At 73.2% G+C, this 19,720-nt stretch carries 20 protein-coding genes; 10 read left to right on the top strand and 10 right to left on the bottom strand.

All coding sequences use genetic code 11. The annotated features are described in order from the left end of the window. Nucleotides 1–481: 481 nt before the first annotated feature. From AB0B40_RS07600 to AB0B40_RS07585, 4 genes are read left to right on the top strand one after another with little or no spacing between them, the layout of a single operon-like run. Nucleotides 482–847 carry a hypothetical protein gene (locus tag AB0B40_RS07600; RefSeq protein ID WP_362263480.1) on the top strand — a complete coding sequence of 122 codons (366 nt, stop codon included), beginning with the start codon at nucleotides 482–484 and terminating at the stop codon, nucleotides 845–847. After that, nucleotides 844–1,311: an NUDIX domain-containing protein gene (locus AB0B40_RS07595; protein WP_345052055.1), complete on the top strand. Its 468-nt coding sequence runs from the start codon at nucleotides 844–846 to the stop codon at nucleotides 1,309–1,311. The genes AB0B40_RS07600 and AB0B40_RS07595 overlap by 4 nt, the downstream gene beginning before the upstream one ends. Continuing rightward, nucleotides 1,308–3,299: an ABC transporter ATP-binding protein gene (locus tag AB0B40_RS07590; RefSeq protein ID WP_345052058.1), complete on the top strand. Its 1,992-nt coding sequence runs from the start codon at nucleotides 1,308–1,310 to the stop codon at nucleotides 3,297–3,299. Before AB0B40_RS07595 ends, AB0B40_RS07590 begins: the two co-directional genes overlap by 4 nt. Then, the gene (locus tag AB0B40_RS07585) at nucleotides 3,296–4,888 is read left to right on the top strand and encodes a methyltransferase domain-containing protein (protein ID WP_362263479.1); all 1,593 of its coding nucleotides are present in this window, start codon (nucleotides 3,296–3,298) and stop codon (nucleotides 4,886–4,888) included. Before AB0B40_RS07590 ends, AB0B40_RS07585 begins: the two co-directional genes overlap by 4 nt. Before the next feature lie 131 nt (nucleotides 4,889–5,019). Here AB0B40_RS07585 and AB0B40_RS07580 read toward each other — a convergent pair whose 3' ends face one another. The 5 genes from AB0B40_RS07580 to AB0B40_RS07560 all read right to left on the bottom strand — a co-directional run bounded on the left by AB0B40_RS07580 (nucleotide 5,020) and on the right by AB0B40_RS07560 (nucleotide 8,629). Continuing rightward, the gene (locus AB0B40_RS07580) at nucleotides 5,020–5,190 is read right to left on the bottom strand and encodes a hydrophobic protein (RefSeq protein WP_345052063.1); all 171 of its coding nucleotides are present in this window, start codon (nucleotides 5,188–5,190) and stop codon (nucleotides 5,020–5,022) included. Between the two features lie 68 nt (nucleotides 5,191–5,258). Further along, nucleotides 5,259–5,597 carry an STAS domain-containing protein gene (locus AB0B40_RS07575; protein WP_345052066.1) on the bottom strand — a complete coding sequence of 113 codons (339 nt, stop codon included), beginning with the start codon at nucleotides 5,595–5,597 and terminating at the stop codon, nucleotides 5,259–5,261. Beyond that, the gene (locus AB0B40_RS07570; protein ID WP_345052294.1) at nucleotides 5,594–6,889 is read right to left on the bottom strand and encodes a SpoIIE family protein phosphatase; all 1,296 of its coding nucleotides are present in this window, start codon (nucleotides 6,887–6,889) and stop codon (nucleotides 5,594–5,596) included. The genes AB0B40_RS07575 and AB0B40_RS07570 overlap by 4 nt, the downstream gene beginning before the upstream one ends. Next, nucleotides 6,889–7,692 (bottom strand): alpha/beta hydrolase, encoded by an 804-nt coding sequence (locus AB0B40_RS07565; RefSeq protein WP_362263478.1) that lies wholly within the window; start codon nucleotides 7,690–7,692, stop codon nucleotides 6,889–6,891. The genes AB0B40_RS07570 and AB0B40_RS07565 overlap by 1 nt, the downstream gene beginning before the upstream one ends. A 97-nt stretch (nucleotides 7,693–7,789) precedes the next feature. After that, nucleotides 7,790–8,629 carry an RNA polymerase sigma factor SigF gene (locus AB0B40_RS07560; RefSeq protein ID WP_362263477.1) on the bottom strand — a complete coding sequence of 280 codons (840 nt, stop codon included), beginning with the start codon at nucleotides 8,627–8,629 and terminating at the stop codon, nucleotides 7,790–7,792. Nucleotides 8,630–8,856: 227 nt separating this feature from the next. Here AB0B40_RS07560 and AB0B40_RS07555 point away from each other — a divergent pair, with 227 nt between their 5' ends. Both AB0B40_RS07555 and AB0B40_RS07550 read left to right on the top strand, forming a co-directional pair. Further along, nucleotides 8,857–10,065, top strand: a complete 1,209-nt coding sequence (locus tag AB0B40_RS07555) for a phospholipase D-like domain-containing protein (RefSeq protein ID WP_345051627.1) — start codon at nucleotides 8,857–8,859, stop codon at nucleotides 10,063–10,065. Nucleotides 10,066–10,191: 126 nt separating this feature from the next. After that, nucleotides 10,192–10,635, top strand: a complete 444-nt coding sequence (locus AB0B40_RS07550) for an ATP-binding protein (protein ID WP_345051630.1) — start codon at nucleotides 10,192–10,194, stop codon at nucleotides 10,633–10,635. Between the two features lie 42 nt (nucleotides 10,636–10,677). Here the strand turns inward: AB0B40_RS07550 and AB0B40_RS07545 are convergent, their stop codons facing one another. Continuing rightward, nucleotides 10,678–11,535 (bottom strand): oxygenase MpaB family protein, encoded by an 858-nt coding sequence (locus AB0B40_RS07545; protein WP_362263476.1) that lies wholly within the window; start codon nucleotides 11,533–11,535, stop codon nucleotides 10,678–10,680. 223 nt (nucleotides 11,536–11,758) lie between these two features. Here AB0B40_RS07545 and AB0B40_RS07540 point away from each other — a divergent pair, with 223 nt between their 5' ends. Together AB0B40_RS07540 and AB0B40_RS07535 are read left to right on the top strand one after the other, a co-directional pair. Continuing rightward, nucleotides 11,759–12,553, top strand: coding sequence for a family 16 glycosylhydrolase (locus tag AB0B40_RS07540; protein ID WP_362263475.1), 795 nt, complete (start codon nucleotides 11,759–11,761; stop codon nucleotides 12,551–12,553). 216 nt (nucleotides 12,554–12,769) lie between these two features. Further along, the gene (locus AB0B40_RS07535; protein WP_362263474.1) at nucleotides 12,770–14,020 is read left to right on the top strand and encodes an NAD(P)/FAD-dependent oxidoreductase; all 1,251 of its coding nucleotides are present in this window, start codon (nucleotides 12,770–12,772) and stop codon (nucleotides 14,018–14,020) included. A gap of 127 nt (nucleotides 14,021–14,147) precedes the next feature. On the opposite strand, the gene AB0B40_RS07530 is transcribed toward AB0B40_RS07535, so the two are convergent. From AB0B40_RS07530 to AB0B40_RS07515, 4 genes are all read right to left on the bottom strand, one after another. Then, a complete protein-coding gene (locus tag AB0B40_RS07530) occupies nucleotides 14,148–14,639 on the bottom strand; it encodes an MSMEG_6728 family protein (RefSeq protein ID WP_345051638.1) in 492 nt (163 codons plus the stop codon). Nucleotides 14,640–14,681: 42 nt separating this feature from the next. After that, nucleotides 14,682–15,563 carry an SDR family oxidoreductase gene (locus tag AB0B40_RS07525; RefSeq protein ID WP_345051641.1) on the bottom strand — a complete coding sequence of 294 codons (882 nt, stop codon included), beginning with the start codon at nucleotides 15,561–15,563 and terminating at the stop codon, nucleotides 14,682–14,684. A gap of 197 nt (nucleotides 15,564–15,760) precedes the next feature. Further along, nucleotides 15,761–17,380 (bottom strand): NAD(P)/FAD-dependent oxidoreductase, encoded by a 1,620-nt coding sequence (locus AB0B40_RS07520; protein WP_362263473.1) that lies wholly within the window; start codon nucleotides 17,378–17,380, stop codon nucleotides 15,761–15,763. Beyond that, nucleotides 17,373–17,867: an SRPBCC family protein gene (locus AB0B40_RS07515; protein ID WP_345051647.1), complete on the bottom strand. Its 495-nt coding sequence runs from the start codon at nucleotides 17,865–17,867 to the stop codon at nucleotides 17,373–17,375. Before AB0B40_RS07515 ends, AB0B40_RS07520 begins: the two co-directional genes overlap by 8 nt. A 328-nt stretch (nucleotides 17,868–18,195) precedes the next feature. Between AB0B40_RS07515 and AB0B40_RS07510 the strand changes: the two genes are divergently transcribed. Together AB0B40_RS07510 and AB0B40_RS07505 are read left to right on the top strand one after the other, a co-directional pair. After that, complete coding sequence (locus AB0B40_RS07510) at nucleotides 18,196–18,798, top strand: PRC-barrel domain-containing protein (protein ID WP_362263472.1); 603 nt, start codon at nucleotides 18,196–18,198, stop codon at nucleotides 18,796–18,798. Then, nucleotides 18,795–19,226, top strand: a complete 432-nt coding sequence (locus AB0B40_RS07505) for a PRC-barrel domain-containing protein (protein WP_345051652.1) — start codon at nucleotides 18,795–18,797, stop codon at nucleotides 19,224–19,226. Before AB0B40_RS07510 ends, AB0B40_RS07505 begins: the two co-directional genes overlap by 4 nt. The last annotated feature ends 494 nt before the right edge of the window (nucleotides 19,227–19,720 follow it).

Raw genomic sequence — 19,720 nt, 5'->3', positions numbered from 1 at the left:
TACCGAGGTTGACGTACAGACACCGCCGAGGCCCGCACGCCGTCGGCGTGCTCCCGCGCGCCCACAGCCCCCCTGCACCCGGTGCCCGCGGCAGCCGGGGTCGGGGTCTGAAGCCTGCCCGCGCACCACCGCCAGGCGGCGCCCGGCAATCCCCCACAGGAGGTACCGGAACCCACATGAGTGATCGAACGCAGCATCACGGAACGCCGTCCGCAGCCGCACACGGGAAAGCCCAGATATTCGAAATCGAGTTCTAGATTTCGCCCTCGCGCACCCGTGACGGCGACGGGGAGCCCCCCGTTACCCGATCACCTGTCCGCATCCCACCCCGAGGAGCACCCATGCATCCCCTGCGCCGCCCTGCGCTCGTTCATCCTGCGTTCGAAAATACCGCTGCCTCCTCGGACACCTCCGCCCGCCCTGCCGTCGGCCGCGCCGCTCTCCTCGCCGACGGGGCACGACCGGATACGAGGTACCTGGCATGACGGATCCCGCTCGCCGCCGCGCCGCCCACCGGCAGGCCGGCCGGCCGCTGCGCCGCTTCCACGACGCTCCGCCCGCCCACCAGGCCCAGGACGCGGCCGTGAACGTCGTCGCGAGCACGGCGGCGGGGCTGGACGAACACATCGCGGAGGCCGGTGACCGGCCGGACCACCCCGAGCTGCGCGCCTCCCTGTTCGAGGGGTACGGCCGGACTCAGACCGAGGCGGAGGAACGCGCGCTCGCGGCGTTCGCCGCAGCCGACGCGGCCGGCGCCCTCGCGTACGGCGCCCGGCACGGCGACACGTTCGTGACCACGCGCGGCCGGGCCACGGTCGAGCGCCTGACCCGGGAGGGACGACGTTGAGCGACGCTGCTCACCCGCTGATCGCCGACGTGGCCCAGATCCTGCTCCGGGCGAACGGCGCCGTCCTGTGCGTGCGCCGCAGCCCCGGCCCGGACCTGACAGCGGGACAGCTCACGGTCGTGAGCGGCCGTCCGGAGGCCGGTGAACCGCTGGACCGCGCGGCACGGCGCGTGGCGAAGGAGGAGGCCGGCGTCCATATCGGCGCCGACAGGCAGGAGTTCGGCGGTCTCGTCCACCACCACGAGCCCGCGGGCCCCGACCGGATCACCGCCGTGTTCGCGGCCCAGTCCTGGACCGGGGAGCCGCAGAGCGCCGGGCCGGACGAGCACGAAGGGCTGTTCTGGGTGCCGATGGAGAGACCGCCGCGGGACTGCCACCCCTACACCGTCGCCATCTTCCATATGCTCACTCACGGCCCGTCGTACCGGGCGCTGAACTGGCCCACCTCGGGAGGTGCCCGGTGAAGAGGTTCTTCGGACCGGTACAGATGGCCGAACCGCGGGTCTCCGACGCGGAGGAGGAGCTGTTCGGCGGACCGCTGCGCTACGACATGGGCTGGTCCCACCACGAGCACGCGGGCCTGGACCTGACCATGATGTCGGCGCTGCGCTCCATGCCGGCCCTCGTCGGCGCCACCCTGCGCATGGCGTGGAGCGCCGACCGGCGTGCTCTGCTCGCCGTGGCGGTCAGCGAGATCGGCCAGGGCATCGCCGCGGCCGTCGGCCTGCTCGCCGTCAACGCCGTCATGCACGCCCTGCTCGCCGGGAGCGGCGACGCCCCCCAGCGGCTGCACGCGCTGCTGCCCGGCCTGCTGGCCGCCGCCGCGGTCGGCGTCGTCAACTCCGCCCTCTCCGCGTGGTCGACCTCTCGCGCCGGGCGCCTGGAGCCGATGGTCGAGCGGATCGCCACCACCCAGTACCTGGCCGCCGCCGCGAGTGTCGAGCTGGAAGCGATCGACGACCCCGACTTCCGGCGGCTCGTCGACGTCGCCCAGTACGGTCCGGGCTCCGCCCGACGCATGATGGGTGCCTGCGTCGCCGCGCTGAACGGTCTCATCTCCCTGGTCACCACCGCCGGCGTCCTCGCCGTCCTGCACCCCGTCCTGCTGCCCATGCTGATCCTCATCGCCGCACCCCGCGGCTGGGGTGCCATGCGTGTGGCCCAGGAGCGGTACGTGTCGGTGATGAGCTGGATCGAGCATGTCCGGGCCGCCCGGCTCATCGGCAACCTGCTCACCGAGCGCAGCGCCGCCCAGGAGGTCCGCCTGCACGCCGTCGGCGCCTTCCTGCTCAGCCGCTACCAGCGCATGGCCGAGAGCGCCGAGGACGAACAGGAGCGGCTCGCCTCCAGCAAGGCCCTGACGGAGTGGGTCGCGGCCGCGCTGTCGGGGCTGGCCCTGGCCTCGACCTACGGGGCCATGTTCTGGCTGATCACGGCCGGGCACATGAGCCTCGCCATCGCCGGCACAGCCGTGATCGCGGTGCGGACCGGATCGGCGAGCCTGGGCGGCCTGGTGATGAACATCAACCAGCTCCACGAGGAGTCCCTGTACGTCCGTGACCACGGCCGGTTCCTGGACCAGGCGGCACGGCGCGTCATCCCCGAGGGCGGCGATCCGGTCCCCGAGCGGATCGGGGAGATCGTCCTCGACCGTGTCACCTACCGTTACCCCGACCGAGACACCGCTGCCCTGGACCAGGTCTCCCTCACCCTGCCGATGGGGTCGGTCACCGCCGTGGTCGGGGAGAACGGCTCCGGCAAGAGCACGCTGATGAAGGTCCTGTCAGGTCTGCTGCTGCCCCAGGCGGGCAGCCTGCGCTGGGGTGAGGCGGACATCGGCGGCCTCGACCGCTCCCAGGTCTTCGAGCGCGTCTGCCTGCTCACCCAGGACTTCCAGCGCTGGCCGGTCACCGCCGCGATGAACATCCGCCTCGGCCGACCCGCCCAGGCCGCCACGCCCCAGGACCTGCAGCCGTCGGTCGACTACGCCGGCGCCGGCCCTGTGGTCGCCAGACTCCCCGACGGCCTGCGGAGCCTGCTGGCCCGCATGTTCCGCGGTGCCACCGAACTCTCCGGCGGCGAATGGCAGAAAGTGGGCCTCGCCCGTACCCACTGGCGCGGCTCGACATCGCGGGCGGACAGCGTCCTCATCGTCGACGAACCGACCTCCGCCCTCGACCCCGAGGCCGAGATCGAGGCCTTCGACCGCATCCGCCGCCTCGCCGCGCCGAACCGGGCCGTCGTCCTGGTCACCCACCGCATGTCCGGCGTCCGCCACGCCGACCGCATCTACGTCCTCAACCACGGGCGGCTCGCGGAACACGGCACCCATGGCGAACTCATGGCCGCCAGAGGCCGCTACGCCGCCATGTTCGACGCGCAGGCCGCCCAGTACGCACCCGACGCCGGCATTCCGAACCCGGCCGCACCCCCCGTCGTGGATCCCGCATGACCGGATCCGCCGACCTGGTCCACCCGCCCACAGCCGGCGCCTCCCCAACGGATACGCGCAGGCTCCGCCGCCTCGCCGTCTTCCACCCCGCCACCGAGAAGGGCGTGTTTCCCCGCATGTTCACCACCCAGGACGAATGGGACCGCGGCTACGCCGAAGGCCGCCGCTACCGCCGGCTCACCGACGCCGAGCGGTCGCTGATCGCCACCCGTCTGCCGCCTCCCGCCGGGGGCCGGGCCCTCGACGTCGGGTGCGGGACCGGCGAACTCGCCGCCCACCTGTCCGCGACCGGCTACACCGTGGACGCCGTCGACTGGTCCGGGACCGCCCTCGCCGAAGCCGGCACCCGCCACGGTGACGCGGTGCGCTGGCTGCGCCTGGACGTCGAGAAGGACGACGGGGCACCACTGCACGCCGACGGCTACGACCTGATCACCCTGCGGTTCGTCGTTCCGTTCCTCGGTTCCCGTGCGGGCACCCTGGACGCGCTGGGCCGCCGCCTGCGGCCGGGCGGCGCCCTCCTGGTCGTCACGCCGCTCGCCGCCGACACCCCGGCCGAGCGGCGCGGTATCGCCCTCGCCGAGGACGAACTGGCACGCCTGCAGAGCCACTGGACGGCCGCCGGGCGGTACGACGCCGACGGACTGGCCCTCCTCGTCCTGCGCGGCCCGCGCCGGGACGGGAGCGCTGCGCACATCGGAGCGCAGCGCGTGCCGGCCGGCATCCGGACCGGGGAACGGGCCTCCCGGCGGGAACACCACCTCCACCTCTCGGGGCGCTACTACAGGCAGGTGGAGTCGGGGCGGAAGACCGTGGAGGTGCGCGTCGCGACCCCCGCGAAGGCGGCCGTCGAAGTCGGGGACGCCCTCGTCTTCCACGACCGGGACAGCGGCCGGGAAGTCGACGTCGTCGTCAAGCGGATCACCCCGTACGCGTCGTTCGAGGAGCTGCTCGGTGCGGAGGATCCCCGCCGCATCGATCCTGACGCTCCGCGCGAGGAACTGCTCGCCGGACTCCGCGGCATCTACCCGCCGGCCGAGGAGGGGCTCGGGCCCCTCGCCTTCGAGTTCGGCCACCGTCCCGCCCGGTCCGGCCGTCCCATGCCGATGACACCGTCGCAGTACGCGCTGACCGTGCCCCACCACGCCGTGTACGGCTGCCTGTACGTCCGCGACGAGCACGACCGGCCGGTACAGCTGCGCTCGGTCTGCGGTTCCCGGCCCTGGCAGTTCCCGGGCGGCAACCTCGACGCGCAGGGGGAGGACCCGCTTCGGACCGCCCGTCGCGAGGCCGTCGAGGAGACCGGCCTCGCACTCGGCCCGGGGACCCCGAGGCTGCTGCTGACCCACTTCCTCCACGCCGGGCCCGGCAGACCTCTGAACAAGGTGGGTTTCGTCTTCGACGGGGGCCGGCTCGGCGCGGACCGGCTCCGCCGCATCCGCCTCGACCCCGCCGAGCACGACATGTGGGCCGTCCACGACCTGGCGGACTGGCGGGAGTTGATGGCGCCCCGGGGCTTCGCCCGTCTCGAGGCCGTCGAACGGGCCCGGCTCGGCGAGGGCCCCGCCTACCTCGCCACGCACACCTGACCCTCCCGGCCTCGAGGACGCCTTCGCCCGGTTCCGCCACGGTCCGCGCGCTCGCTCGTCCGGCCATGCCCGCAGGGCCCGGCCGTGACTACGGCCGGGCCCTGCGGGCGGGTGTTCGGACGCGGATCAGGTCACCATCGGTACCAGCGGCCGCGGCCGCCACCGGCGCTGGTGGAGCGCATGACGAAACCGAGGAGCCACAGCACCAGGACGGCGACCGCCACCCACCACAGGATCTTGATGGCGAAACCGGCGCCGAAAAGGATCAGAGCGAGAAGAAGAACGAGCAGCAGGGGAACCATAGTTATCAACCTCCTGAGCCGCCGTGTGCCCCGTACTTTCCCCTTCACTCCCGGCTGTGCCTCGTGCGTTACCTACCCGAAGCGATGTCGCTGTCGGGGTGGACGGGGAAGATCTGGTCGAGGCCGACGATGCGCAGGGTCCGCAGGGTGTGGGCGGGTACGGCCGCGAGTGCGAAGTCCGCCTGAGCGGCCTGGGCGTGCTGGTGGGCGGCGATCAGGGCGCTGAGGCCGCTGGAATCGCAGAATTCCATACCGCTCAGATCCAGGACGAGGCGCCGGCCCGGCTGGAGTGTGATCGTGGGGATCAGTTCGAGCAGCTCGCCGGCGGTGAAGTAGTCGAGCTCGCCGAAGATTTCCAGAACGGGACCGGTGGCTGCGTCTCGGGCGGTGATCTTCAGGGGGCTCATCGGCTGTTTCTCGTCTGTGGGTCGGGAGCGGGGGCGGGGGCGCCAAGGGCGAGCAGGGCGGTGTCGTCGTCGAGGCCGTCTCCGAATCCGTGCAGCAGAACGGTGAGCGCCTCGACCAGGACGGGCGGGGGCTTGCCCGCGTGGCCGGCGGCGAAGGCGAGGAGGGCCTCGTCCCCGTACAGGCCGGTGCGGTCTTCGCCGGTACGGGCTTCGGTGATGCCGTCGGTGTAGAGCAGGAGGGTGTCGCCGGGGGCGAGGACGGTCGTGGCGGTGGCGAAGCGCGCGGAGGGCAGGATGCCGACGAGGAGGCCACCGGGGGTGGGCAGGAAGTCGGCCGTGCCGTCGGCGCGCACGACGATGACCGGAGGGTGCCCGCCGGAGGCGAGGTGGACGGCGACGTGTCCGGTGGCGGGGTCGGGTTCGAGGGTGCCGAAGACCGCGGTGCAGTAGCGGGGGTCGCCGCTGCCGGTGTAGCGCTCGTGGAGCACCTTGTTGAGCGTGGTCAGAGCGGAGACGGGATCGGGGTCGTGCACGGCGGCGGCGCGCAGGGTGTAGCGGGTCAGTGAGGTGACCGCGGCGGCCTGGGGTCCCTTGCCGCACACGTCGCCGAGGAAGAAGCCGAAGCGTTCGCCGTCGATGGGGAAGACGTCGTAGAAGTCGCCGCCGAGCCGGTCGGGGTGGGCGGTGTGGTAGTAGGCGGCCGTCTCCACCCCGGGCACCGGCGGCAGGGTGTGGGGCAGCAGTGACTGCTGGAGGACGGCGAGGGCGTCCTGCAGCCGGGCGCGGTCGGCCTCCGCCTGTCTGCGTGCTTCTTCGGCCGCTTTCCGGCCGCGCAGGAGTTCCTCCTCGTAGGCACGGCGGTCCCGGGCGTCGAAGACGGTGGTGCGGATCAGCAGGGGCTCGCCGGTGCCGCCGCGCTTGACCACGGAGGAGACCAGCACCGGTATCCGGCCGCCGCCGGCCTGCTTGATCTCCAGGGCGATACCGCCGATCTCGCCCTGCATGCGCAGCAGTGGCGCGAAGTGCGTCTCGTGGTACAGCTTCCCGCCCACGGTCAGCAGGTCGGTGAACCGCTTGCGGCCCACCACCGCGTCACGCTCCAGGCCGAGCCAGCCCAGCAGCGTGGAGTTGATTTTCGCGATGGTGCCGTCCATCAGTGTGGACAGATACCCGCACGGAGCCTTCTCGTACAATTCCTCGGCGCTGTCCTCCAGCAGTGCGGCGAAGGCCGCATTCGACGTCTTCTCGTCGCCGGCCTCGTGCGGGTCGGGCTGTTGCCCGATGCGGCACATCATTGCGCGCCCGTCAGAAAGCTCCTTATTGCCGCGTTGGTCGATTCAGGTGCGGACAGGTGTGGGCAGTGTCCGGTCGCGTCCAGGGTGACCAGCGTCGAGCCGGGGATCGCCTGGTGGACGAAGGCGCCGACCTCCCGGGGGGCGATCACGTCCTGGGTGCACTCCAGCACCAGGGTGGGCACGCTGACGGTCTTGAGATCGTCCCGGGAATCCGAGAGGAAGGTGGTGCGGGCGAAGACCCGCGCCATGTCGGGGTCGGTGGCGCAGAAACTGTTCTTGAGTTCGTCACCGAGTTCGGGGCGGTCCGCGTTCCCCATGATCACCGGCGCCATGGCCGCCGACCAGCCCAGGTAGTTGGACTCCAGGGAGTCCAGCAGCTCGTCGATGTCGTCCGCGCTGAACCCGCCGCGGTAGCCGTCGTCGTCGATGTAGCGAGGAGACGGGGCGACCATCACATGCGCCCCGATCCGCCCCGGAGCCATGCCGGCGGCCAGCACGCCGATCATCGCGCTGACGGAGTGGCCCACGAACACCGCGTCGCGCAGATCGAGCGCCTCGCACACCTCGACGACGTCCCGGGCGTAGCCGTCCAGGCGGCCGTAACGGTCCTCCGAGAACGCGGCCGCGTCCGAGCGGCCCGATCCGACGTAGTCGAACAGCACCACGCGGAAGTCCTCGGTCAGGGCGGGCAGCGTCAGCCGCCACATGTTCTGATCGCAGCCGAACCCGTGCGCCAGCACCACCGTCCGCCCCTGCGGATTGCCGGTGACGGTGACGTTGTTCCTGCGAACGATATCCATACCCGGCAGTCTCTCAGACCCCGTCCATTATTCCGAAAAGGTCCCGGTTCCTCCACGTTCCGCCCGACGCCTTCACATGTCGGCTCGCGGTAGGGGCTCAGTTGCTGAGCATGCCTTCGCGCAGGCGGGCGAGGGTGCGGGACAGGAGCCGGGAGACGTGCATCTGGGAGACGCCGAGGTGTTCGCCGATCTGGGCCTGGGTGAGTTCCTCGACGAAGCGCATGTGGATGATCTGCCGGTCCCGCTCTTCCAGCTCGGCGATCAGCGGGGCCAGGGCGTGGAAGTCCTCGACCAGTTCCAGCGCCTGGTCCTCGGCGCCGATGAAGTCCTGAAGGGCCGCTTCGCCGTCCTCGCTGCCGTTGAGCGTGGCGTCCAGGGAGGAGGAGTTGTAGCCGTTGGCGGCCAGGCGCGCCTCGCGCACCTCGTCCTCGGGCAGGCTCATCAGCTCCGACAGCTCCTTGACCGTGGGAGTGCGGCCGAGGCGGCTGCGGAGTTCCTCCGTGGCGCGGGCGAGCTGGACGCGGGCCTCCTGCAGCCGGCGGGGCACGTGGACGGCCCAGGTGGTGTCCCGGAAGAACCGCTTGATCTCGCCCACGATGTAGGGGATGGCGAAGGAGGTGAACTCCGCCTCCCGGGAGAGGTCGAACCGGTCGATCGCCTTGATCAGGCCGATCATGCCGACCTGGACGATGTCCTCCATCTCCTCCGCACCCCGGCTGCGGAACCGGCCGGCCGCGAAGCGGACCAGGGACATGTTCATCTCGATCAGCGTGTTGCGGGCGTAGCTGTACTCGCGCGTGCCCTCCTCCAGCACCGCCAGCTGGTCGAAGAACAGCCGCGACAACTCCCGTGCGTCCTTGGGCGCCACCTTGGAGGGATCCGCCACCTCCGGCACGCGTACGGTCTGCTCGGTGGTCTGCACGGTCGTCGTCGCCATGATGCGCCCTCCCGGTCGATCGGCCTCGCCCCCGCGGGTTCCCTGCCCGACGGTGGGCCGCATACCCCGGCTCGCCGCGGGCATGCCTGCGCGTCGCGGACCCAGGCATCATCCGCACACCCGCTGCGGCCGGTCCGGGGAATGCGGCGGTGGAGGCAGGACATACGCTTCTCCGGGCTCGTCCAGCGGCCCGCAACCCGTCCTCGACGCTCAGGAGGAGAACCGGCGTGGTCCTCGACGGCATACCCGCTCCCGCCGCCCGCGGCACCGCGCCGGACACGGCGGCCCGCAAGCAGCGCCTGCGCCGCCGTCTGGAGCGACTGATCGGCGTGGCCGCCACCGAGGGGAACGATCTCGTGCCGCTGCGCAACGGTGACGAGATCTTCCCCGCGATGCTCGAGACGATCCGCTCGGCCCGGCACACGATCGACATGATGACGTTCGTGTACTGGCGTGGTCAGGTCGCGCGTGACTTCGCGGTGGCCCTCGCCGACCGCGCCCGCGACGGGGTGCGCGTTCGGCTGCTGCTCGACGGCTTCGGGGCCAAGGAGATCGAACGGGACCTGCTGGACCTGATGGACACGTCCGGTGTGCAGGTGGCCTGGTTCCGCAGACCCGTCTGGCTGTCGCCGTTCAAGCAGAACCACCGCTGCCACCGCAAGGCCCTCATCGTCGACGAGCACACCGCCTTCACCGGCGGCGTCGGCATCGCGCAGGAGTGGTGCGGCGACGCCCGCGGCCCCGGCGAATGGCGTGACACCCATGTCCAGCTCCGCGGTCCGGCCGTGGACGGCGTCGCGGCGGCGTTCGCGCAGAACTGGGCCGAATGCCATGACGAGCTGTTCGACGACCGTGACCGTTTCACCGAGCACCCTCAGGCCGGCTCGGCGGTCGTGCAGGTCGTGCGCGGCTCCGCCAGCATCGGCTGGCAGGACATGCAGACCCTCATCCGCGTGATGCTCACGTCCGCGGAGGAGCGGTTCCGCCTCGCCACCGCCTACTTCGCTCCCGACACCTACTTCATCGATCTGCTGTGCCGCACCGCCCGGCGCGGCGTGCGCGTCGAGATCCTGCTGCCCGGCCCGCACACCGACCAACGCGCCTGCCAGCTCGCCGGCCAGCACCACTACGCCCGCCTGCTGGCGGCGGGCGTACGCATCCGCCAGTACCAGCCGACCATGATGCACGCCAAGATCATCACCGTGGACTCGGTCGCCTCCCTCATCGGATCCACCAACTTCAACCGCCGGTCCATGGACCACGACGAGGAGGTCATGCTCGCCGTCCTGGACGAGACTTTCACCGCCGCGCTCGACCGCGACTACGAAGCGGACCTGGAGCGCAGCGTGGACATCGATCCGGCGCGCTGGCGGCGGAGGGCGCTCGTGCAGCGCGCCAAGGAGGCCGTCGTCATCCCGGTCCGGCGCTTCCTGTGACCCGGACCCGGGGTACATCCACGGTTTCGGCGCCGGACCTTCCTTAAAAAGGGATACACCGGGTAAACGGCAAGGGTCCGACAGCACCGACCTGTACTCGACACCGCACCGACGCACAGGAAGATCATGGTCATCCCGCTCAGTAATCAGGCGCCGGATGAGCAGGACCGGACCGCGGCCTGGCACTACGGCGCAGTCTGGGACACTCACGGGACGTCCGTCACCGACGCCCGCCACGCCGTACGCACGCTGCTCGCTCAGGCAGGACACCCTCCCGGCCACCGGCCCAGCCAGGACGCCCAGCTCGTCGTCAGTGAACTGGTCACCAACGCGCTGCGCCACGCCCCCGGTCCCGGCGGGCTCCTCCTGGAACTGACAACGGATCCCGCGCTGCTGCGGATCACCGTCCGCGACGGCTCACCGAGGCCGCCGCAGCCGAGAGACCGTAATCCGCACCGCATAGGAGGCCACGGCCTGCAGCTGATCACCCGCCTCTGCGGCCGCTTCCACACCGTCCTTCTCGGCCAGGGCAAACACGTCGTGGCGGAACTCGGCCTGCGCCCGCTGTAGCCGGGTGGGGCGGGACGGGGCCGGTCCGGCAGTGGAGGGCGGTCAGCCCGTGCGCGACCGCGGCGCCGCCATGGCCCAGCGGATGGTCCTGGTCAGGACCTGCCCCGTGGGGTGTACGGCGATGTCCTCGACGACGGGGAGCCGGGGCAGCCACAGCATGCTCCGGGCCCACGGGGGGAGCAACGCCACGGCGCTCGCGGCCAGCCCGGCGTAGAACGGCCGCGCCGCGAGCGGCAGCGGAGGCCGGAGCAGCAGGAAGCGGGCTGCGGCGCGGCTTTCGGGGGTGACCCGCAGCTCCGGCCGGTAGGCGGCGAGGCGCTCGGTCAGGGCACGGCGGTCGCGGGGCGGGTCGACGACCCCCAGTGCCTCGGCGACCCGTGCGGTGTCGGCGACGTAGGCGTCGTAGTCGGCCGCCTGCGCCGGGCGGGCGCCGTAGCGCTGGTGAGCACGCAGGAAACAGTCCGTCTCGGCCGCGTGCACCCAGCCGAGCAGATGCGGGTCGGCCGCGTGGTAGGCGCGCCCCTCGTCGGTCGTGCCGCGGATCCCTTCGTGAACGCCGCGCACGCGGTCGACCGCGCGCTGGGCGTCCTCGGCGGTGCCGTAGGTGGTCACGGCCAGGAAGGTGCTGGTGCGCTGGAGCCGGCCCCAGGGGTCGCCGCGATAGCCGGAGTGGGCGGCCACGGCGGCCATGGCGAGCGGGTGCAGCGACTGCAGCAGCAGGGCGCTGATCCCGCCGATGAACATCGAGGCGTCACCGTGGACCGTCCGGATCGGGCGGTCGGGCCCGAACCAGCGCGGGCCGGGCGTCTGGTGGATGCGGGCGCGGCTGACCGGTCCGTCGGGGCCCGCCACCCGCCGGAACAGTGCCCTGCCCAGTTCTTCGCGGACGTCCATGACCATCGCCGCCTCCCGTTCCCCGTTCAGTGTCCGCCATGGGACCGCCTCCGTGGCGCCTCCGCCGTGTGGTGCCCGGAGTTCCGGCGGCGAACCCGTCGGGCCGCGGGCGCGGCGCACAGCCCGCGCCAACCCGCGCCAGCCCGCGCCGTTCACCCGGACGGAGCAATTTCGCCGTCCCGGGCGCACCCGGACGCATGACCGGGCCACCACCGGTCATGCATCGGGCATGAGCGAACCGAGAGCGCGCGGCCCGTTGCCGGCCCCGCGCGACCCGCCCCCGTCGGACGTGGTGTTCACGGCCGACTTCACCTCCACCGCCCAGTGGGTCGCCGGCCGCTCGTGGGCCTATCCGGGAGGCGGCCCGGTCAATCCGGGCGACGACAAACTGGACTACCTGGTGAGCGACGCCGACTACAGCCGTTCGGGGACGTTCCGCGCCACCCGCCGACCGGACGGAAGGTGGAACACCGGCCTGCTGACCACCGAGGACAGCGAGGAGGGCTTCACCGTCCGGACGGGAGACGTGCTGGAGGCGCGCGTGCGGCTGCCCCGGGAGACCGGCGCCTGGCCGGCCATCTGGACCTGGCGCGACGGTGACCAGGAGATCGACGTCTTCGAATACCACCCTGACAACCAGGACATCCTGGAGTTCACCAACCACGTACGGGGCGCGAACCACTACCTCCACGACGACGCCGTCCAGCCGGGTGCCTGGGTGGACCTGCGCACCGAGTTCGGGCGCCGCTCGGTGGTCTGGTGGCTCAACGGCACGCGGGTCTTCGCCGACGGGCGGGGCGTGGGGCGCGCCTGGCACGCCTACCTCATCGTCAACCTCTCCGTCTGCGCCGGGGGTTATCACCCGGGGCCCCTCCCCGGCACGACCGAGATGAGCTTCGAGGTGAGCAGCCTGGTCGTACGGCGCCCGGCCGTGGGCGGCGCGCCCCTCGGCACGGCCGCCGCCCACGGTCCGGGGACGGCGCCCGCGGAAGGAGACGGGGAGCCGCGGCCGGCGGCCGAGTAGGCCCGGTCGCCCGCGGGGGTTGGGCCAGGTCGCCCGCGCACGCAGGCCCGATCGCCCGCGCGGGTGGGCCCGGTCGCCAGCGCTCTCGACCGGGTCCGAACGTTGCTTTCCGGGCCGTCATCCACCCGTCCCTCACCGCATCCGGTGCCGGGCGTGGGCGGGAACCGTTGCGTGAGCGTCCCGTCGCGGGGGCGTGCGACCGCGAGGAGGAGCGACGTGAGCAGCAGGCGGGGCGTGGAGCGGTACGACGTCGTCGTCGTGGGCGCCGGACTGGCGGGGCTGGCCTGTGCCCGGGACCTGTGGGCGAGAGGGCTGCGGGTGAGCGTGCTGGAGGCCCAGGACCGGGTCGGCGGCCGTATGCGGACCGACCGGGTGGACGGCTGTGTGGTGGACCGGGGATTCCAGGTCTTCAACACCGCCTACCCCCAGGTGCGCCGGCGCCTGCCGCTGAAGGAGCTGCGGCTGCGCCCCTTCACCCCCGGCTTCCTGGTGCACACCGGCCGGCGGCGGCTGCGGTTCTCCGATCCGACGCGGGCGCCCCGGCAGGCGCTGCGCGGGATGGCCGACGGGGTGGCCGGGCCGCGTGACCTGGCGGCGCTGGCCGCGGTCACCGGCTGGGACATGCTCGGCCCCGCCGCGCTGGTCCGGCGGGCACGGGACACGTCCACCCGGCGCGCCCTCTCCGCGGCCGGTTTCAGCGAGGGCTTCGTCGAACGCTTCTTCCGCCCGTTCCTGTCCGGGGTGTTCCTGGAGGAGGACCTGGCGACCTCCGGCAGGTTCTTCCACCTGGTCTGGCGCAGCATGGCGCGCGGCACGATCTGCCTGCCCGCCGGGGGCGTGGCGGCCGTGCCGGAGCTGCTGGCCTCCGGACTGCCGCCCGGCGCGCTCGCTCTGGAGGCGCCCGTGACCGCCCTCACGGACGACGGTGTCGTCGTCGACGGGGGGCGTGAGATGGCGGCGCGTGCCGTGGTCGTCGCGTCGAGCCCCGCGGCGGCGGCCCGGTTGCTGCCCGGCCTGGGCCTGCCGCCGTACCGCACCGTCACCACGTACTACCACCTAGCGCCCCGCTCCCCGCTGCGGGAGCCGACCCTGATGACGGACGTGCGGCGCCGTTTCGCGAACAGCTGTGTGCTGACCGAGGTGCACCCCGGTCACGCGCCCCGGGGGTACGCGCTGGTGGCGACCTCCGTACTGGGCGTGGACGCCGCGGGACGGGAGCGGACGGTGCGGGAGGCTCTCGCCGAGTGCTACGACGCCGACACCGCGGGCTGGGACCTGCTCACCGCGCGGACGGTCGCCGAGGCGCTGCCCGCGATGGAGCCGGGGCTGCCGCTCAGTCGCCGCACCCGTTGGGCGGCGGGGCGGTATGTGTGCGGCGACCACCGAGCGACGGGGTCGGTGCAGGGGGCGCTGGCGTCGGGGGCACGGGCGGCCCGGGAGGTGGCGGCTGACCTGACGGAGGCGTGACCGGCGACCGGTCCGCGCGCGGTCACCGGTACGGCAGCGCGATCACCGGCGGTCGACGGGCGCGGACGTCGCCCCTGGCGCGAGCGTCGGCTGTCGGCTGTTCAGCTGTGAGCCGTCGGCCCTCGTGTCACGGGCCGGGGAGGACGCGTGCGGACCCCGCCCGGTCGGAGGACGGCCAGACGTACGGCAGGTCGTCCGGAACGCCCGGGAAGACGTCCGCGTAGGTCTCCCGGTCCTTGCGGACGAGCGCGGACCGGTGGCTGCGGTGGAACGCCTCGTCACCGAGCCACGGGGGCAGTTCCCCGGCGGCGGCGAGCGCGGGCTGGTCGCGTACGGCAGCGCCCGGGCGGTCGGCCGCGTATCCGGCGACCAGTGACGCGGCACAGGTGTCCTGGTGTCCCCGCTCCCGCCACACCCGGCAGATCTCCAGCCCGTACCGGACGAGGGCCTCCTCGTATCCGCTCCACATCCGCACGGCCGGGTGCCTTCGCCAGCCGTATCCGGGGACGGTCAGGCCGCGCAGGACCTGGAGCGCCTCGACGCGCTGCTTGCCCAGGCGTCGACGGTCCAGGAGCAGGGCGGAGCGCCGGAAGTCGGGGTCGGGCAGGAAGGTCTGCATGGCGCTGTCCTGGGGGGTGAGGGGACGCGGGCTCGTTCCGGGTCACGGGGCGTGTCGCGCCGCCGCGTGGTCGGCCTCGCCTCCGGCACCGAGCGGTCCGGTCGGTGTCAGCGGGTCCACGGCCTCCAGCCGCCGCAGATGCCGACGGGCGACGCGCAGCACGATCGGCGGCAGGGCGGCACGCACCGGCTGCACCAGCCGCAGCCAGGGCGGTGCGTAGACGGCTGTCCGACGGTGTTCCAGGCCGCGCACGATCCGGGCGGCGACCTCCTCGACTCCGTACACCCGGTGGGCGGGGCCGGGCATGTGGGCGCGCAGTTCGCGCAGCACCGGGTACCGGTCGGCGTCGCGCACCATGTCGGTGTCGGTCCAGTTCAGGTAGGCGATGCCCACGGCGACGCCATGGGCGGCGACCTCGGCGCGCAGGGCGTGCGCGAAGGCCTCCACGCCGGCCTTGGAGGCGCAGTAGGCGCTCATCATCGGAGCGGCGCCGAAGGACGCGAGTGAGGCGATCTGGAGGTAGTAGCCGGCCGTGGCCCGCAGGTCCGGCAGGAAGACCCGCGCGGTCTGCGCGCTGCCGGTGAGGTTGACGTCGATGATCCGGCGCCACTCGGCCGGGTCCGTGGCGGTCAGCGGGCCGCCCGCGGCGACGCCGGCGTTGGCGATCACGACGGAAGGGGGCCCGAGGCGGTGCCGTACCTCTCGCGCGGCCCGCTCCAGGGCCGGCAGATCGGTCACGTCCGCCTCGATGGCGAGTGCCCGCGCGGGCAGCCGTGCGGCCAGTTCGTCCAGCCGGTCCTTCTCGTGCCCGAGCAGGACGGGGTGCGCTCCTCGCCGGGCGACCTCGTAGGCGAGCGCGGCCCCCACGCCGCGCGCGGCACCCGTCACCACGACAGTCCGGTTCGTCAGGGGACCGCTTCGCACGGGCTCGGCCTTTCTCTCGGCTCTCCAGGGGGCTGGAGAAGCTGGTCGGGGGCGCGGCTCAGGTCCCGGCCCCCTCCGGACGGCCGTCTCGCCGGCCTCCCTGACCGGGCGTCGCCCGCCCGTCCGTGCCTCTCCTCCCGTGTGCATCTCTTCCCGATTCACCGGACGACCGGATGCGCCGTCGGCCGGGTGTCCGTTCAGCGTGTGCGTCCGGTGCGGTCCCGGCGGGCGAGCAGCCGCTGGGCGCCGGCCAGGTGGGGGGTCCGGTGGGCGCACAGTGCGGCTCGTGCGGCGTTGGCGCCGGGGGCACCGTGCACCCCTCCGCCGGGATGGGCTGCGGCGGAGGCGAGGAAGAGGCCCGGGACAGGTGTCTCCGGACGTCCGGTGCCGGGTACGGGACGGAAGACGAGTTGCTGGTGGAGTGCGGCCGTGCCGCCGTTGACGGCGCCGTCCGAGAGGTTGGAGTCCAGTGCCTGGAAGGTGGGCGGCGCGAGCACGCGCCGGGCGCGGACGAGGGAGCGGAAGCCCGGGGCGAACCGCTCCACCTGGCGTTCCACCCGGTCCGCCATCCGCTCCTGGTCCGCCGGACCCCAGTCGCCGGTGATGCCCTCGTGACCCGCGTCCCCCCGGATCTCACGCGGGAGGTGCGTGTACGCCCAGGCGGACTCGGTGCCCTCGGGGGAACGCGAGGGGTCCGCCAGGGTCATCTGCCCGAAGAGGAGGAAGGGCCGGTCGGGCACCTGGTGCATGGCGATCTGCGCCGCGAAGCGGGTCAGCTCGTCCAGACCGTCGGCCAGATGAACGGTCCCGGCACGGCGGGCCTCCGCGGTCTGCCACGGCACCGGCCCGTCCAGCGCCCAGTCCACCTTGAAGGTGGAGAAGTCCCACTGGAAACGCCGCAGGTCGTCCAGCACCTGTGGGGGCAGGTGCTCGCGGCCGACGAGGTCCTGGTAGAGCGCGGGCGCGGCCACGTCGGCGAGTACGGCTCTGTGAGCGGGCACCGTCTCGCCCGCCTCGGTACGCACCGCCACGGCGCGGTGGTCCCGGATGACGACGCGCCGCACCGGTTGCCCGCAGCGGACCTCTCCACCGCGTTGGCGCAGCCGCCGGACCAGCGCCTCGGTCAGGGCGCCGGCACCGCCGACCGGCACCGGGAAGCCGTACGTCTGCCCCAGCATGGACATCAGCCAGCCGAAGCCGCCGCTGCCCGCCGATTCGGGGGCGAGGTCGGCGTGCAGGGCATTGCCGGCCAGCAGCAGCCGGCCGCCCGTGCCGCGGAACTCCTCCTCCCCCAGCCTGCGCACCGGCAGGACGAGCGTCCGGGCGGCGCGCAGACCGCCCGCGGCCCGCAGGGACCACATCAGCCGCGCCGCCGGCACGACCGGCGGGAACGGGGTGAACAGGGCGTTCAACAGGTCCGGGCGCAGGGCCTGCCACAGCTCGAACAGCCGCCGCCAGGCCGCCCCGTCGCCGGGTGCGAAGGCCTCGGCGGAGGCGGCCGTCGTGTCGATCCGCCGGTCCAGTACGGCGCACCGGCCGTCGGTGAGCGGGTGGGCGAGCACGTGCGGCGCGTGGCTCCAGCGCAGCCCGCAGTCCTCCAGGCGGAGCGCGGAGAGTACGGGGGACGCCGCGGCCAGGGGGTAGAAGGAGCTGAAGAGGTCGTTGACGAAGTCGGGATGGACTCCTCGGTCGTGCCGGACCGCACCGCCCGGTTCCGGCTGCTCCTCGAGCACCTGGACGCTCCACCCGGCGTCCGCCAGCAGGTTGCCGGCCACCAGTCCGTTCGGCCCCGCTCCGATCACCACGGCATCAGGCACGGCCGGTCCCCTCCGCGCCCGGCGCCTCCCACGCGAACGGATCCCGGCGCCTGTCCGCCGTCTCCTCGCAGCAGCGGGCGAGCCGGGCGAGCATGGAGCGGTGGCGCAGCTGGATCAGCGCCTCGACGCCGACATTGTGCACGATCGCCCCGGCCCCCCGCAGCGGATGCTCGTCCGCGATGACCAGGCAGTCCTCGCCCCACTCCCGCAGCTCGATCGAGAAGCGGGCCGTGCCCAGCGGGCCGGCGAGGATCTCCAGTTCCAGCAGGGAGCCCTCCCGGCAGTACCGTACGACGGTCTCGTTGCCCAGCCGGATCGGTCCCAGCCGGATCTCGTACGCGAGGGACGCGCCCTTCTGCGGCCACCGGCCACGCCGGGGCCGGGACTCACCGGTGCCGACGACCCATTCCGCGTACCGGTGGCCGTCCGCGAGGACGTCCCACACCACAGCGGGGTCGGCCTTGATCACATGATGCCGAACGGCCATGTGCGCCTCCGGTTCACCAAGCTGACTATGGGCATCACCGAGTGCCCAGGCGGGCGGCGGGCGAACCGTCCCGGCCCTCGCGGCTCGCCCGGCCCGCTCTCCAGGCGTGCCCCGGCGGCCCTGCGGGCAACCGGAGGACAGGGAAGGCCGGGACGGGGAATACACGGCCACGGAGGAGGTCGGCAATGGTGTGGTGGGGCTGGTTGGTCCTGGTGCTCATGGTGATCGGAGCGGTCGCCGCGACGGCGTTGACGGTCCAGGCGAAACGACGTGCCGGGACGGTGATTGCGGTGCGCGGAGGCCGTCGGTCCGGCCGGGGAGGTCTGCGGTGATCACATTGATGCTCGCGTCGGACCTGACCGGGCGTGAGGTCGTGACCCTGGGCGGCGACGCGGTGGCGCGGGTCAAGGACACCGTCTTCGACGCCGGGGCCGGCCGGATCACCGGCTTCACCCTCAGTGGCCGGGGGCTGCTGGCCGGACCGCTGAAGCGGAGCCTGCCGTTCTCGGCCGTCCACGCGCTCGGGCCCGCCGCCGTGATGATTCCCAGCGAGGCGGTGCTCGACGGCCGGGACGCGGTCCTGGGGTCCGACGCGGTGGGACGCGGCCCGGTGATCGGTGCGCCCGTCATCACCGACCGGGGCACCGGGATCGGCACCGTGCGCGACGTGGTCGTCGAGGCCGGCACCAGCGGGACCGTGGTCGGCTTCGAGATCGCCGCCGCCGATCACTTCCACAGCGGAGGGGGCAAGGTGTTCGTCCCGCGCGGGCAGACGCTGGCCGTCTCCGGCGAGGCCATGGTGGTGCCCGCGCAGGCCCGTCACTTCGTCGCCGAGGAGCTGCCCAGCTTCGGCGCCCAGGTGGAGGCGTTCCGGGCGGGTGCCGCCGAACCGCCCGCGGACGCCCCGGCACGGGAGGGAGGCCTCGCATGATGCTCTTCACGCGGACCAGGGGCCTGCCGGTGATCACCGCCGAGGAGGCGGTGACCCTCGGCACGGTGGACGACCTCACCATCGACGTCCGTACCAGGAGCGTCGCCTGCCTGCGGCTGGCGGGAGCGCCGAAGAACCGGGCGGTCGTCGGCTGGAGCGCGGTGGAGGCGGTGGGGCACGACGCCGTGATCGTGCACGCGCGGGTCGCCGACGAGCCGGTGCCGGACGACACGCCGGAACACCGGGGAGCCGTCGGGAGCCGAGTGCTCACCGAGCACGGCGTCGAGCACGGGACCGTCCGGGACGTCGCTTTCGACCCCGTGTCGGGCAAGGTCCTCACCCTGTACACGGCGCTCGGGGACATCGCGGGCGAGCGCCTCATCGGCCTCGGCTCCTACGCGGTGGTCGTCCGCGCGGAACGCGCCTGATCCACTACCGCCGAACGCCCGCACGGGCCCCGGCCGCCGCCAAGCCCACGCGGGCCCCGGCTGACCCGCGTGGTCAAGCCCGCGCGGGTCCCAGCTGATCGGCGCGCCGTTGAAGGCCCCGACCGGGCTCCGGCTGACCCGCACCGCCGAGCCGTCGCGGATCCCGGCCGATCCACGCCACAGGCCCGCGCGGGCCCCGACTGGACCGCGCCGCCAAGCCCCCGCGGAGCGCGGCTGAACCGCGCCACCAGGGCCGTGCGGGCCCCGGCCGATCCGCGCCGCCGGGAGGCCGTGCGGGGCCCGACCGATCGGCGCGCGACGGAGGCCGTGCGGGCCCCGGCTCACCCGCACCGCTGGACGCCCGCGCGAGCCCTGGCCCATCCGCACCGCTGAACGCCCGCGCGGGTCCCGGCGGGTCCCGGCCGATCCGTGTGCCGTCAAGGCCGTGCGGGCGTCGGCTCATCCCCGCCGCCAAGCCCGCGCGGGCCCGGGCT

Source organism: Streptomyces sp. NPDC042638, assembly GCF_040647235.1.
GTDB classification, from domain to species: Bacteria; Actinomycetota; Actinomycetes; order Streptomycetales; family Streptomycetaceae; genus Streptomyces; species Streptomyces rameus.
This window is presented reverse-complemented; position numbering and strand designations above follow the sequence as displayed.